Here is a 14041-nt window from a genome sequence, read left to right as displayed (position 1 = left end):
GAACTTCCCCGCTATCGGACGGCACTTTCCTCAGGTGCCGGATTTTCCTCAGCTGCCGGCTCCCTATTGCGCCCAAAGTTCCACTCGTCTTCCTGCGCTGGACCAACCCCGCGCCGATCTTGCCAGCGCGAGATGGCTGCGACCAGGAATGGGACGATAATCGCGGTAGCGACAGTCGCCGCCGCGATTTGGGCGGTGGCGACAGCTTCGATACCGGCAAAGCTTGGATCGACAAGCGTAATCGCCGCGGGCGTGGCGATCGCGTTGCCGGCAGTCGTCGACTCCGCAGCGCCAGCGATAAGGTTGCGTGCCGGCTTCGGACGCCGGCGGATGACATGTATAACCCAGAGCACGCCCATGGCCGCACCGCCGGAGAATACGACGGTCATCACTCCAAGCAGGGCGCCGGGGAGTCCTGCCTGCACGAAGGTTCCGAAATCGATACCCGTGCCCACTACGAATCCAATAAACGGGATGGTAAGTGCTTCTCCCGGCTTGAGGAATTCGCGGGCCGTTCCACTCACATTTCCTACAAAGAACCCAATGAACAAGGGAAGCAGGATGCCAATTAGCATCTCGATAGGGAAGGAAGCGAGTCCGGCTGCCCCAAGGGCGATCATGGTGAAGAACGGACCGTCATTCATTGCAACGACTGAGATGGCACCGCGGTCGCTGGCATTGCCAAACTGCTTGGTTAGTGCGACGTAAAGAGCTGAGTTTGAATTCGTCATTGCCGCGATGATCGCGAGTGGAAGCAACCCGAAAAGCGTTCCCCCGGGCGCGAGGAAGGCAACGCCAAGCCCAATGGCGATACCAATTCCCACCTTGCCGATAAGGATAGCGAAGCCCTTTTCGAGCGTTACCGGCGCCGTGCGGAGATCGAGTTGGGCTCCGAGGCAAAAGAAGAAGAGTGCAAGGAGCGCGCCCGTGCCGTCTCGGAACAGAGCAGTGGTAAAGCTACCAATATCCAGTAGTTCAGGAAGGAAAGTGTTGATGAGTGCGCCAAGGAACAGCGGAATGATCATTGCAGCGCCTGGAATCTTTCCCAGAACGCGCCCCACGCCCTGGAGCCCACCGCGAGAGCTATGAGACTTAGCCATTTTGTTTTGCCTTTGAATCGGGTCAGCTTCCTGACGTGAGTGTGCCGCAGGGTTAGTGCCGCCCATGACTACGCAAGACTCTATGATCTGCATCACGATTGGTCAACCGGTCGATGTTTATCAGTTGTCGAATGAAGATCCGCGCAAGGCTGTTGGGGCCGTTGGGGTAATAGCAGGCAGGGCACCGATCATTGAATTCACGGGCATTGAATTCTGCTCCTGATTCGAGCCATGCCGGCCGGCCTGCTCCTGCTCGCCATGGAAAGGTTGATGAATAACCAACTGTCGGGCGCATCTCCGCGAGTTGGTCGTTTTCGGTGAGTCAGAGTCCCATGGAAAGGTCCCGCGCCACCTAGGTGGGTCGAGGGCGGCCGGTCAAGTGTTCTGGAGATTCTTTGGGATCATGTAGCCGGTGAAAGCGAATGGGGGTGCTCGGGGCAAGCAGCTAGTCATCCCACCACGCCCTTGACGTGACCCGCACCACATGTGACCCTGATCATATACGATTTCGTACTTGATGCAGGAGAGACATGGGCAACGACGCCACGAAGGACACGCTGAAGCAGGCCGGCAAGGTCATCGCCGTCCACATCAACTACCCCTCGCGGGCAGCAGAACGCGGACGCACCCCGGAACAGCCCTCGTACTTTCTCATGCCCAGTTCCTCCCTGGCCCTGACCGGCGGCAGCGTGGAACGCCCCGCCGGCTGCGAACTCCTCGGCTTCGAAGGCGAAATCGCCCTCATCATCGGCAAGACCGCCCGCCGCGTGAGCATCGAAGACGCCTGGAGCTACGTCGGGGGAGTGACCGCCAGCAACGACCTGGGCGTGTACGACCTGCGCTGGGCAGACAAAGGCTCCAACCTCCGCTCCAAGGGCGGCGACGGCTTCACCCCCGTGGGCCCGCACATCCTCAACGCGGCCGACGTCGACCCCGCGGCCCTGCGCATCCGCACCTGGGTCAACGGGGAACTCGCGCAGGATGACACCACCGCAGACCTGCTCTTCCCCTTTAGTCAGCTGGTCGCCGACCTCTCCCAGCTGCTCACCCTGGAACCGGGCGACCTGATCCTCACCGGCACCCCTGCCGGCGCCTCCGTGGCCGTCCCCGGTGACCGCCTCGAAGTTGAAGTGGACGTCCCCGGCGCGGATAAAACCACCGGCCGGCTCGCCACCACCGTCACCGACGGCATCACGCCGCTGGCCTCCTTCGGCGCGCAGCCGAAGATCGACGACAAGCAGCGCGAAGAAGCTTGGGGCTCCGCGGAAAAGGCCGGCCTCGCCCCGCAGCAGGAAACGCAGGAGGAGCAGGCCAAAATCCTTCCCCCGGAACTCAAGGCGAAGCTCGAATCCGTCGCGACGGCCACCCTGTCCTCCCAGATGCGCGCCCGCGGCCTGAACAACGTCTCGATCGACGGCCTCACCGGCACCCGCCCCGGCCGCAAGGTGGTCGGCACCGCCCGCACCCTGCGCTTCGTGCCCAACCGTGAGGACCTCTTCAAGACCCACGGCGGCGGCTACAACGCGCAGAAACGCGCCATCGACTCCGTCGGCGACGGCGAAATCCTGGTCATGGAAGCCCGCGGCGAAAAGGGCACCGGCACCCTGGGCGACATCCTCGCCCTGCGCGCCAAGCACAACGGCGCCGCCGCCATCATCACCGACGGCGGCGTCCGCGACTACTCCACCGTCGCCGGCATTGACCTGCCCGTCTACTGCGCCACCCCGCACCCCGCCGTGCTTGGCCGTAAACACGTCCCCTGGGACACCGACATCACCATCGCCTGCGGCGGCGCCACCGTGCAGCCCGGCGACATCATCGTGGCCGACGACGACGGCATCCTCGTCATCCCGCCGGCCCTCGCCGAGGAGCTGGTGGAGGCGTGCCTGAAGCAGGAACACCAGGAAGAGTTCATCGCACAAATGGTGAAGGCCGGCCACGGCGTGGACGGGCTCTACCCTATGAACGCCGCCTGGAAGGAAAAGTACGAGGCCTGGGCAGCGGAACAGGCATGAGCAGCGTGAGCCGGACGGCGAGCAGCACCGGGCAAGCCGCCAGCACAGCCACCGCCACCGGCTCCAAGTCGGAGCAGGCCTATGCCCAGCTGAAGGACGGCATCCTCGGCGGCGAACTGAGCCCGGGCTACCGCCTGGTGCTCAGCAGCATCGCTACCGAGATGGGCTGCAGCGTGGTCCCCGTCCGCGAAGCCATCCGCCGGCTCGAAGCCGAAGGGCTGGTGCACTTTGTCCGCAACGTCGGCGCCACCGTGGCCGGCATCGACCCGGACCAGTACCTGCACACCATGCAGACCCTCAGCATCATCGAAGGCGCCGCCACCGCCTTGGCCGCCCCGGACATCAGCGCCGAGGAACTGGCGAAGGCCCGGGACCTCAACAACCAGATGCGCGAGGTCCTGAACAACTTCGACCCGGTCCGCTTCACCGCCCTGAATACCGAGTTCCACGCCCTGCTCTACGCCCGCTGCCCCAATCCGCACATCCTCGACCTGGTCCACCGCGGCTGGAACCGGCTGGGCCGCATGCGCTCCTCCGTCTTCCGGTACGTCCCGGACCGGGCGCACGCCTCGGTGCAGGAACACGAGGCGCTGCTGGGCCTGATCGAGGCACACGCCCCGGCCCCCGACGTCGAGCACGCCGCCCGCGCGCACCGCACCAACACGCTCAACGCCTTCCTGGCCCAAAGCCACCAGCCGCCCTCCCCGATCTAACGCAAACGACGAAAGAGGAACACCCCATGCCGACGCACTTCGTCCCCGAAAACCTGCCCACCCACATCCAGCACTTCATCAACGGCAAGTTCGTGGACTCCGCCAGCGGCGCCACCTTCGACGTGCTGGATCCGGTCACCAACAAGACCTACGCCACCGCCGCCGCCGGGCAGAAGGAAGACATCGACGCCGCCGTCGCCGCCGCCCGCGAAGCCTTCGTGAACGGTCCCTGGCCGAAAATGAAGCCGCGCGAACGCGCCCGCATCCTCAACAAGATTGCCGACGCCGTGGAGGCCCAGGAAGAACGCCTGGCTGAAATGGAAACCTTCGACACCGGCCTGCCCATCACCCAGGCCAAGGGCCAGGCCCTGCGCGCAGCGGAGAACTTCCGCTTCTTCGCGGACCTGATCGTGGCCCAGTTCGACGACGCCATGAAGGTCCCCGGCGCCCAGATCAACTACGTGAACCGCAAGCCGATCGGCGTCGCCGGGCTCATCACCCCGTGGAACACCCCGTTTATGCTCGAGTCCTGGAAGCTCGCCCCGGCCCTGGCCACCGGCAACACCGTGGTGCTCAAGCCGGCCGAATTCACTCCGCTTTCCGCCTCGCTCTGGGCCGACATCTTCACGGACGCCGGCGTCCCCGCCGGGGTGTTCAACCTCGTCAACGGCCTGGGCGAGGAAGCCGGCGACGCCCTGGTGAAGCACCCGCAGGTCCCGCTGATCTCCTTCACCGGCGAAACCACCACCGGGCAGACCATCTTCCGCAACGCCGCGGAAAACCTGAAGGGCCTGTCCATGGAGCTCGGCGGCAAGAGCCCCTGCGTCATCTTCGCCGACGCCGACCTGAACGCCGCGATCGACTCCGCCCTGTTCGGCGTCTTCTCCCTCAACGGGGAACGCTGCACCGCCGGCTCCCGCATCCTGGTCGAACGCCCGGTCTACGACGAATTCTGCGACCGCTTCGCCGCCCGCGCCAAGACCATCGTCGTCGGCGACCCGCACGATCCGAAGACCCAGGTCGGCGCCCTGGTGCACCCGGAGCACTTCGACAAGGTCGCCTCCTACGTGGAAATCGGCAAGACCGAAGGCCGCCTGCTCGCCGGCGGCGGACGCCCCGAAGGACTCGAAGAAGGCAACTACATCGCACCTACCGTCTTCGCCGACGTCGCCCCCGATGCCCGCATCTTCCAGGAGGAGATCTTCGGCCCCGTCGTCGCCATCACCCCGTTCGACACCGAAGCCCAGGCCCTGGAACTGGCCAACAACACCAAGTACGGCCTGGCCGCCTACATCTGGACGCAGGACCTCACCCGCGCGCACAACTTCGCGCAGAACACCGAGGCCGGGATGGTCTGGCTCAACAGCCACAACGTCCGCGACCTGCGCACCCCGTTCGGCGGCGTGAAGGCCTCCGGCCTGGGCCACGAGGGCGGTTACCGCTCCATCGACTTCTACACCGACCAGCAGGCCGTGCACATTTCCCTGGGCACGGTCCACACGCCCAAGTTCGGGACCGACGACGCCGCCAAGGTCGACGGCTAAGCCCTCCCCGACACTTCCCCGCCTTTTGCAAAGGAGCAAAACCATGGAGATCGAAAACCGCATTCCCACCCCCAGCATCGCCCCGCCGGACATTGTCCGCTGCGCCTACACGGACCTGGTGGTCACCGATCTGGAACGGTCCCGGAAGTTTTACGTGGACGTCCTCGGCCTGCATGTCACCGAAGAGGACGAGAACGCCATCTACCTGCGCTCCCTCGAGGAGTTCATCCACCACAACCTGGTGCTGCGCAAGGGACCGATGGCCGCCGTCGCCGCCCTGGCCTACCGCGTCCGCACCCCCGAAGACGTGGACGTGGCCGAGGCGTACTACCAGGAACTGGGCTGCCGCACCGAACGCCGGCAGGACGGCTTCACCAAGGGCATCGGCGACTCCGTGCGCGTGGAGGACCCGCTGGGCTTCCCCTACGAGTTCTTCTACGAAACCGAGCACGTGGAACGCCTCACCCAGCGCTACGACCTCTACTCCGCCGGGGAACTGGTCCGCCTGGACCACTTCAACCAGGTCACCCCGGACGTGCCCCGCGGCCGCGCCTACCTGGAGGACCTGGGCTTCCGCGTCTCCGAGGACATCAAGGATTCCGACGGCGTCACCTACGCCGCCTGGATGCACCGCAAGCACACCGTCCACGACACCGCGCTGACCGGCGGCGACGGCCCGCGCATGCACCACATGGCCTTCGCCACGCACGAAAAGCACAACATCATCCAGATCTGCGACAAGATGGGCGCCCTGCGCATCTCCGACCGGATCGAACGCGGCCCCGGCCGGCACGGCGTCTCCAACGCCTTCTACCTCTACATCCTCGACCCGGACGACCACCGCATCGAGATCTACACGCAGGACTACTACACCGGCGATCCGGACAACCCCACCATCACCTGGGACGTCCACGACAACCAGCGCCGCGACTGGTGGGGCAACCCCGTGGTCCCGTCCTGGTACACCGAGGCCTCCCTGGTGCTGGACCTGGACGGCAACCCGCAGCCGCTCACCGCCCGCACCGAAACCTCCGAAATGGCGGTCACCATCGGCGCGGACGGCTTCTCCTACACCCGTCCCGACGACGACGGCGGCGGCTCCGCGGGCGAAGCCGCGCAGGGCTTCAAGATCGGCACCCAGCTCTAGACCGCCCGACGACGGCGCCAGCCCCGCGTCGTCGTCGTCGCACCCTCCAACTCGCTGCACCCTCTGAACCCAAAGGAATCGCCGTGTTAGATAAACAGACCCTCCGGGCGGTGGCCGATGAGCTGCTCGAAGCCCAGCGCACCCGCACCCCGGTGCCGCGCCTGACCGCGCGCTACCCGGACATGACCATCGAGGACTCCTACGCGGTGCAGAACCTGTGGCGGGAACGGCTGATCGCCTCCGGGCGGTCCCTGGCCGGGCACAAGATCGGCCTCACCTCCAAGGCCATGCAGGCCGCGACCGGCATCACCGAACCCGACTACGGCGTCATTCTCGATGACATGGTGCTGGAAAACGGCTGCACCCTGGAGTGGGACCGCTACACGCATCCGCGGGTGGAGGTGGAGCTGGCGTTCGTGCTGGGCAAGCCGCTCTCCGGGCCGAACTGCACGCTGTTCGACGTCCTGGATGCCACGGACTACGTGGTGCCCGCACTGGAAATCCTGGACTCCCGGATCGAGATGGAGGGCCGGACCATCGTGGACACCATCGCGGACAACGCGGCGATGGGCGCCATGGTGGTGGGCGGAAACCCGGTGAAGCCTGCCGACGTGGACCTGCGCTGGGTGTCGGCGCTGCTGTACCGCAACCAGGGCATCGAGGAAACCGGTGTGGCCGCCGGGGTGCTCAACCATCCGGCGGCGGGCGTGTACTGGCTGGCGAACAAGCTTGCCGTGCACGGCACTTCGCTGGAGGCCGGGGAAATCATCCTCGCCGGCTCCTTCACCCGCCCGATGTGGGTATACAAGGGCGACACCGTCTTTGCCGACTACGGACCGTTGGGAACCATCACATGCCGCTTCGAGTAGAGGAAACCTTCGCCGCCCGGCTGGCCGGCGGCGGCCGGCAGACCGGTATGTGGGTCTGTTCCGGCAGCCCGCTGGTCGCCGAAATCTGTGCCGGGTCAGGCCTGGACTGGCTGCTGATCGACGCCGAGCACAGTCCCAACGGGCTGGAATCCCTGCTCGCCCAGCTGCAGGCGGTGCACGGTTATCCGGTCACTGCTGTGGTGCGTCCGCCGTCCGGGGATGCGGTGCTGCTCAAGCAGTACCTGGACCTGGGGGCGCAGAACCTGCTGATTCCCATGGTCGACACCCCGGAACAGGCCGCCGACCTGGTCCGGGGTGTACGGTATCCGCCGCTCGGTATCCGCGGGGTGGGCAGTGCACTGGCCCGCGCGTCGCGCTGGAACCGGATCGAGGGGTACCTCGAGCACGCCGCGGAGTCCGTGACGCTGCTGGTGCAGATCGAGACCGCCGCCGCCGTCGAAAACGTGGAGGCGATTGCCGCCGTCGACGGGGTGGACGGGCTGTTCATCGGGCCGGCGGACCTCGCCGCGTCCATGGGCCATCTCGGCCAGCAGGAGCATCCCGACGTGATTGCCGCCGTCGAGCACTGCATCCGGGCGGTGAAGGCGGCCGGGAAACCGGTGGGCGTGAATGCCTTTGCCGAGGCCACCGCCCGCCGCTATATCAAGGCCGGTGTGGACTTCATCCTGGTGGGGGCCGACGTCGCCCTGCTGGCCCGGGGCAGCGAGGCCCTGGCAGCGAAGTTCATTTCATCTGCGGACGACGGCGCCCGGGCGAGTTACTGATTTCCACTGTTTCACCGTCCGGCACCGCCGTAGCCGCTGAGAGCCGGCGACCGCTGGAAATCGAAACTGCACAAATTACCGTTTTCCGTCCGAAAATCGGTAATTTGTGCAGTTTCGATCGCCGCAGGCGCACGGCGTCCCACGAATTGGTGCTGGTGGGGCTGTTGTTTTCACATCAGGCAACATCCGCACCATTTCGGGGGATGCTGTGTCGGCGGACGGACCTCCGGCTGCAGCGCGACCGGTTTGGGAAGTATCTCCGCGCTAGGGCGCTTCCACCGTGGAAGCCTCCTGCGGCAGCATGTTCTCGCGGGGAAGGAACGTGCGTCCGTGGGCGGGCTTCTCGCCGAAGGACCGGAACACCAGCGGCAGCCCGCGGGCGGTCCACGGATCGGCCCCGTCCATGGCCTGCACATGCACGTGGGGCTGCGTGGAGTTGCCGGAGTTTCCGCAGTCCCCGATGTGCTGGCCCTCGTCGACGTGTTCGCCGGTGCCAACCCGGATCGACCCGGACCGCAGGTGCATCACCCCAACCACTGCGCCGCCGTCGGCCGTTGCGATGAGGATGTAATTCCCGGCAATCGCACCGGCGCCCTGCCGCAGCCGGCCCTGCTGCCCCAGCATGTACGGCACCAGCGCCAGCTGCGACCGGCGGGCTTCGTGGTCGTCTTCGCCGTCGTGCACGATGACCACCTGCCCGCTGACCGGAGCCAGGACCGGACGCCCGAAGGCGAAGAACAGCTCCGGCGGCTCGGTGCCCAACGCGGTGCGCCAGCTGACCGTGGGGGCCGACCGTCCGGCGTCGTCCACGCCCACAAAATCGATGGCGTAGGTGGTGGCGAGCAGATGCGTGCCGTGGCTGGGCACCCGGCGCAGGGGGCTGTTCTGCACCTTCCATTTCCCCGTGAAGGGGAGGGAGACCTCCAGCGGGGCGTCGGGGACGTCCATCATGGTTCCCTTTATAGGCACCTAGCCCCTCGTGCACGATGACTTGCGCCGGTTCGGGTTCGAGAAGGGCGAGGAGACTGCCGCCGGCGCGGGTTCGGACCTAACCTGAAAGTGCACCGAGGGTGCGGGCTGGTCGGCACCGTAACTCCTGGGCAGCTTCTCCGGCATAGGTCCACCGAACAGGCGAAGCACCGCCAGGGCTTCGCCAAAACAGGGAGCATCAATATGTGCACAGGCATCAGGTTCTCGGACGGCAGCGGCAACCTCTATTTCGCCCGCAACCTCGACTGGACGTCTGACTTCGGGGAGCGGGTGGTGGTGACGCCCACCGGGTACACCACCAAATCACCCTTCGGGGCGGTGCCGAAGATCCAGCATGCGGTCATCGGCATGGGCATTGTCCAGGAAGACACGCCGCTGTACTTCGACTGCGGCAATGAGGCAGGCCTGGCCGTCGGCGGCCTTAACTTTCCGGGGTACGCGGAGTACGCACCGGCACCGGTCGACGGCGCGACGAATGTGGCCGCATTCGAGTTCCCGCTCTGGGTGGCCTCCCAGTTCAGCACCGTCGACGAGGTCGAGGCGGCCCTGGACACAGTTGTCATTGTGGACCGGCCGATCAACGAAAAGTACCCGAGCTCGTTGCTGCACTGGTTGATCGGCGACTCGACGCGCGCCATCGTCGTGGAGTACACGAGCGACGGTATGCACGTCTTTCACGACGACGTCGACGTCCTGGCAAACCAGCCCGGCTTCGCCTGGCACCACGAGAACCTGCGCAACTACCTCAATGCCTCGCCGGATTTCCCCGAGGAGGTCGTGCTCAATCAGGCGCACCTGGCCCCGTTCGGCTCGGGGTCGCTGATGCGGGGGATCCCCGGCGACTACTACTCGCCGTCGCGGTTTGTCCGCGCGGCCTACGTCCACGCGCACTACCCGCCCAAGACGACCGAAGAGGAGAACGTCAGCCGCGCGTTCCACACGCTGCAGCAGGTCGCGATGGTGGAGGGAAGCGCGGCCATGGGCTCGGGCGAGTTTGAGAAGACCACCTACACCGGGCTCTTCTCATCCCTGACGATGACCTACTACTGGAACACGTACGACGACCCGGCGATCCAGAGCGTCGCGCTGGCCGACCACGGGGCAGATAAAACGGAGCTGGTGGTGGTCTAGCTTTCTGCCTGCACCGCCTGTAGACCAATGGAGCCTGCCAAGCCGAATCTCGCCAGTATCCTCAGCGATAGCGCAGCCCGCTCACCGGACAGTCCCGCGCTGAGGATCGGCGACAGCGTGATGACTTACGCGGCGCTGGTTGAATTGAGTGCCCGTGCCGCCGGTTCACTTGCAGCCCTCGGCATCGGCTCCGGTGACCGGGTGGGGTTCCTATTGCCGAGGGCAACATCTACGTTGTCGGTCGTGTGGAGGACTGACGGTCCGGCACCTCAAAACTTCTGCCGGCGAGTATGGCAACGTGCCTGATTCCGTCTCTCGGCATACTAGGTGGCATGAGCACACACCAGGAAGAAGCGAAAAAGCGTTTGGGAAGTCTGATCACGGAGGCGTACAAGGCAGCAGGGGAAACCAGGCTGTCTCTGTCGGATGCGGTGGGGCTGTCGGCGCGATCTCTGTATGCAATTGAGACGGGGCAGGCGATTCCGCGCAAGGGGTCGCAGGAGAGGATCGAGAAGTTCTTTGACTGGAGGCCGGGCGCCATTGGGGAGCTGCTTAAGGGTGTTCGTGGTGTGAACTTGGAGCAGATAACGCAGAAGACGATGCGGACTGAGACCGCACCGAAGAAAGTGCCTGAGATGCGGGCTGATCTGGATGAGACGGCACGGCGAATCCAGGAGGACGCGAAGGCTCTGTCTGATCGACTAAGGGAGCGCGACCGGACCATTGAGTCGTTAGAAGCGGAACTCAAGCAGGAGCGAAACCGGACGAACAAACTGCAGGAGGATTTGCACACCGCGGTCGAAGCGTTGAGGGCTCAGCAAAACGGCGAGGCGGTCGGTGATGAGGTGCGATCCGGCATCGTCCACTAACGGGGGTCCATATGTACCCGATGGACCCGGGGGCGGGGTACCCGGAACCCGCTGTCCCGTGTAGATTACTTCGCATGCGAAATAATAGTGTGGCAGCAGTCACGTCCGAACGAATCAGCATCCCCGTCCCTGCGGGCGGTGCGCTCGCCGGCACCGTGCGCCTGCCGGCCGACGACGCGCCCCGCGCCGCCGTCGTCATCCACCCCGCCACGGCGGTGGCCGAGCGCCTCTACACCGGCTTCAGCGAATACCTGGCCGAAAACGGGTACGCGGTCCTGACCTACGACTACCGCGGAACCGGTGCCTCCGGCAGTCCGAAGGCCAACCGGAAGCTGCGGATGCGCGACTGGATGGCCCAGGACGTTCCGGCCGCCGCGGAGTGGATGGCCGCGCGGTTCCCGGAGCTGCCGCGCCTGGCCGTCGGGCACAGCATCGGCGGCCATGCGATGGCCCTGGACAACGGCACCGACGGACTGCTGGGCTTCGTGGCCGTGGCCTCGCACGCCGGTGTCACCCGAGCCATCCAGGATCCGAAGGAACGGCTGCGCGTGGGACTGGTCCTGCGGGTCCTCGGCCCGGCCACCAGCCGGCTGCTCGGCGCAGTGCCGGGCCGGAAAATGGGCCTGGGGGAGGACATGCCCGGCGGCGCCATGCTCGAGTGGAGCAAGTGGTCCCGACGGCCCAACTACTTCTTCGACGACCCGAGCATGGACGCCGCCGAACGCGCGGCCCGGGTCAAGACCGAGGTGCTGTCCATCGGCTTCACCGACGACCTCTGGGCCACGCCGGGACAGATCAACGCCATCTACAGCCGGCTCACCAACGCCCCGCTGGAGCGGCGCACCTACTCGCCCGACGACGCCGGGGTACCCTCGATCGGGCACATGGGCTTCTTCCGGCGCGGCGTCAAGGACAAGCTGTGGCCCGAGATCCTCGCCTGGCTGGACGGACGGATCGCGAACCGGACATGACCGCGCCCGACGACGCCGGCGGGATGGGCGACGGCGGCGGGCTGGGCGACGCCGGCCGGCGGCGTCCGCCGCGACTGGTCTTCCTGACGCTGACCGCCGAGCGGAGGCTGCGGCGGTGGATCGGACGCCGGGGCGAGGACCGCGGCCTCAGCGCGGCAGCCTCCGGGGTGCTGCTGTATCTGGCTACCCGTCCCGGCGCGAGCACCGGCGAGGTGGCCGAAGCCGTGGACGCCTCGCCGGCCGGGCTAAGCGGGCTGCTGTCCCGGCTGGAGAAAGCCGGGCTCGTCACCCGGGCACCTGATCCGGCCGACCGCCGCACCATCCGGGTGAACCTGACCGCCGACGGGAAGGCTGCGCTCGGCGTCGTCCAATCCGCCCTGGGCGAGCTGAACGGAAAGATCACCGACGGGTTCAGTGCCCCGGAGCTGGCCGTTGTTGCGCGCTGGCTAGAGCACGTGGCGCGAGTGCTGGATTAGTCCGGATCCGCGAGGGAACCCCGCCGTCCGCAGCGTCCTGGGCAAGCCGGATCGTCGCCTTCCAGCCCCACACCGACGTTGCCAGGCCCCCATAGCCAAGGCTGTACCAGCGCTCTTGCCCTTCATCGTTCGGTTCTGCATTCCCGATCACCTGCAGGTGGCCTTCAGTGAAGATTTCGATCCGGGTCAATGCTCGTTCAAGCGGGACGAGTCCCGTCACCTCGGCGGTGCCGGGCGCCGATCCGCCGCGCCAAGGCAGCAGGGCAATGATGAAATTCGTGCGCACCCGAGGCTCAAGTTCCACAACCTGCAGGCACGCCCAATTGCCGGACGAGCCCTGCACCGGGACCAGGTCACCGACCATGAGGGAGGTGGCGGAAGTCGGGGAGAAAGGGAACGCTCTGGGTTTCATTGGAGGCCTCGAGGTGATCCGGCTCAGACCGTTCCCCGGCGGAAGCCCCGGTAGCCAAGTGCCGCAGCGAGGCCGAGCCAAATGGCACCGGAAACGTAGTCGAACCATTCGGCCGCATTTCCGAAAGCGAGTATTGCGAACATCAACATGGCGACCGCACCACAGAAATACATGATGGCGTCACTTGAGCGGTTGTCGGATTCAGTGCCCCCGGGAATTGTCATGCTCGGAAGAATACCTTGCTGCCCATGGTCGGCTGGCAGGTCAGGGGTTCGATTCCCCTGAGCCTGTTGAACGGAACCGGGGGGAGGCCCCGCTTAGGATGGGCGCATGCGCCAAGACCCGAGCGACTGGACCCCCGTGAGCACCGAGCGCCTGCTGCTGCGCCGGCTCGAACGGGCGGACTACGATGCCGCCATCCGGATCCACACGGACCCCCGGACCAACCGGCACAATCCGCAGACCCCCACCGCGGAATCCGTGGCCAGGTCCCTGCAGGATTTCCTGGACCACTGGGACCGCGAGGGCTTCGGCTACTGGGCGGTGGCTGAACACGAGGCCCCGGACGCGGTCATCGGCTTCACCGGACTGCAGCGCGCCGTGGTGGACGGCCGAACCATGCTTAACCTGTATTACCGCTACGACCCGGCGGCCTGGGGTCGGGGCTACGCGAAAGAGGGAGCAACGGAAGCGGTCCGGCGCGGCCGGAAGCTGCTGCCGGAGCTGCCGATCCTGGCCCGCACGACGACGACGAACACCGGCTCGCGCCGGACCGCCCTGGCCGCCGGCCTGCAGCACTTTCCCGGACTGGACCGGGAGTATGCCGGAGTGCCGGAGATGTACTTGGCCCTGGGCTGGCCAGATGGCGGATACCTGCCCTAGCGGATGGGAAGACTGCGGCCAATCCTGCCTCGGTTCCTGGTTTCCATCCCCGCAGAGTTTCTGGTTAACGGCCGGCCCAAGTGTTCCTTTGCCTGGCCCGCACAGGTGGTTATCCGTTTCGCAAATACGAGGTATCC

At 66.0% G+C, this 14041-nt stretch carries 15 protein-coding genes; 12 read left to right on the top strand and 3 right to left on the bottom strand.

The genetic code is table 11. The annotated features are described in order from the left end of the window. Positions 1-11: 11 nt before the first annotated feature. Positions 12-1100, bottom strand: coding sequence for a 2-keto-3-deoxygluconate permease (locus LOC60_RS04265; protein ID WP_269440150.1), 1089 nt, complete (start codon positions 1098-1100; stop codon positions 12-14). A gap of 530 nt (positions 1101-1630) precedes the next feature. On the opposite strand from LOC60_RS04265, the gene LOC60_RS04260 reads away from it, so the two are divergent. The 6 genes from LOC60_RS04260 (at position 1631) to LOC60_RS04235 (ending at position 8173) form a co-directional block, all read left to right on the top strand. Further along, complete coding sequence (locus tag LOC60_RS04260) at positions 1631-3115, top strand: fumarylacetoacetate hydrolase family protein (protein ID WP_230022488.1); 1485 nt, start codon at positions 1631-1633, stop codon at positions 3113-3115. Further along, positions 3112-3828 (top strand): GntR family transcriptional regulator, encoded by a 717-nt coding sequence (locus LOC60_RS04255; RefSeq protein WP_230022485.1) that lies wholly within the window; start codon positions 3112-3114, stop codon positions 3826-3828. Before LOC60_RS04260 ends, LOC60_RS04255 begins: the two co-directional genes overlap by 4 nt. Before the next feature lie 26 nt (positions 3829-3854). Then, a complete protein-coding gene (gene hpaE, locus LOC60_RS04250; protein ID WP_230022482.1) occupies positions 3855-5372 on the top strand; it encodes a 5-carboxymethyl-2-hydroxymuconate semialdehyde dehydrogenase in 1518 nt (505 codons plus the stop codon). 49 nt (positions 5373-5421) lie between these two features. After that, positions 5422-6519 carry a 3,4-dihydroxyphenylacetate 2,3-dioxygenase gene (gene hpaD / locus LOC60_RS04245; protein WP_230022883.1) on the top strand — a complete coding sequence of 366 codons (1098 nt, stop codon included), beginning with the start codon at positions 5422-5424 and terminating at the stop codon, positions 6517-6519. A gap of 83 nt (positions 6520-6602) precedes the next feature. Continuing rightward, the gene (hpaH, locus tag LOC60_RS04240) at positions 6603-7388 is read left to right on the top strand and encodes a 2-oxo-hept-4-ene-1,7-dioate hydratase (RefSeq protein WP_230022479.1); all 786 of its coding nucleotides are present in this window, start codon (positions 6603-6605) and stop codon (positions 7386-7388) included. Beyond that, positions 7373-8173, top strand: a complete 801-nt coding sequence (locus LOC60_RS04235; RefSeq protein WP_230022477.1) for an HpcH/HpaI aldolase family protein — start codon at positions 7373-7375, stop codon at positions 8171-8173. Before hpaH ends, LOC60_RS04235 begins: the two co-directional genes overlap by 16 nt. 264 nt (positions 8174-8437) lie before the next feature. Here LOC60_RS04235 and LOC60_RS04230 read toward each other — a convergent pair whose 3' ends face one another. Next, complete coding sequence (locus LOC60_RS04230; RefSeq protein WP_230022473.1) at positions 8438-9124, bottom strand: M23 family metallopeptidase; 687 nt, start codon at positions 9122-9124, stop codon at positions 8438-8440. 222 nt (positions 9125-9346) lie between these two features. Here LOC60_RS04230 and bsh point away from each other — a divergent pair, with 222 nt between their 5' ends. From bsh to LOC60_RS04210, 5 genes are all read left to right on the top strand, one after another. Further along, the gene (gene bsh / locus LOC60_RS04225) at positions 9347-10294 is read left to right on the top strand and encodes a choloylglycine hydrolase (protein ID WP_230022469.1); all 948 of its coding nucleotides are present in this window, start codon (positions 9347-9349) and stop codon (positions 10292-10294) included. Positions 10295-10321: 27 nt separating this feature from the next. After that, positions 10322-10600 (top strand): AMP-binding protein, encoded by a 279-nt coding sequence (locus LOC60_RS16380; RefSeq protein ID WP_442860369.1) that lies wholly within the window; start codon positions 10322-10324, stop codon positions 10598-10600. A gap of 26 nt (positions 10601-10626) precedes the next feature. Then, entirely contained in the window at positions 10627-11163 is a 537-nt protein-coding gene (locus LOC60_RS04220; protein ID WP_230022466.1) for a helix-turn-helix transcriptional regulator, read from the top strand. A 74-nt stretch (positions 11164-11237) separates the two neighbouring features. Continuing rightward, the gene (locus tag LOC60_RS04215) at positions 11238-12134 is read left to right on the top strand and encodes an alpha/beta hydrolase family protein (RefSeq protein WP_230022463.1); all 897 of its coding nucleotides are present in this window, start codon (positions 11238-11240) and stop codon (positions 12132-12134) included. Beyond that, positions 12131-12610: a MarR family winged helix-turn-helix transcriptional regulator gene (locus tag LOC60_RS04210; RefSeq protein WP_230022460.1), complete on the top strand. Its 480-nt coding sequence runs from the start codon at positions 12131-12133 to the stop codon at positions 12608-12610. The genes LOC60_RS04215 and LOC60_RS04210 overlap by 4 nt, the downstream gene beginning before the upstream one ends. A gap of 435 nt (positions 12611-13045) precedes the next feature. Here LOC60_RS04210 and LOC60_RS04205 read toward each other — a convergent pair whose 3' ends face one another. Further along, positions 13046-13246 carry a hypothetical protein gene (locus tag LOC60_RS04205; RefSeq protein ID WP_230022457.1) on the bottom strand — a complete coding sequence of 67 codons (201 nt, stop codon included), beginning with the start codon at positions 13244-13246 and terminating at the stop codon, positions 13046-13048. A gap of 106 nt (positions 13247-13352) precedes the next feature. Between LOC60_RS04205 and LOC60_RS04200 the strand changes: the two genes are divergently transcribed. Then, positions 13353-13904: a GNAT family N-acetyltransferase gene (locus tag LOC60_RS04200; protein WP_230022455.1), complete on the top strand. Its 552-nt coding sequence runs from the start codon at positions 13353-13355 to the stop codon at positions 13902-13904. Positions 13905-14041 lie beyond the last annotated feature (137 nt).

This window comes from Arthrobacter sp. zg-Y769, from assembly GCF_020907405.1.
Taxonomy (GTDB): domain Bacteria; phylum Actinomycetota; class Actinomycetes; order Actinomycetales; family Micrococcaceae; genus Arthrobacter_B.
Note: the sequence above shows the minus strand (reverse complement) of the source record. Positions and strands in the feature narration are given on the sequence as shown.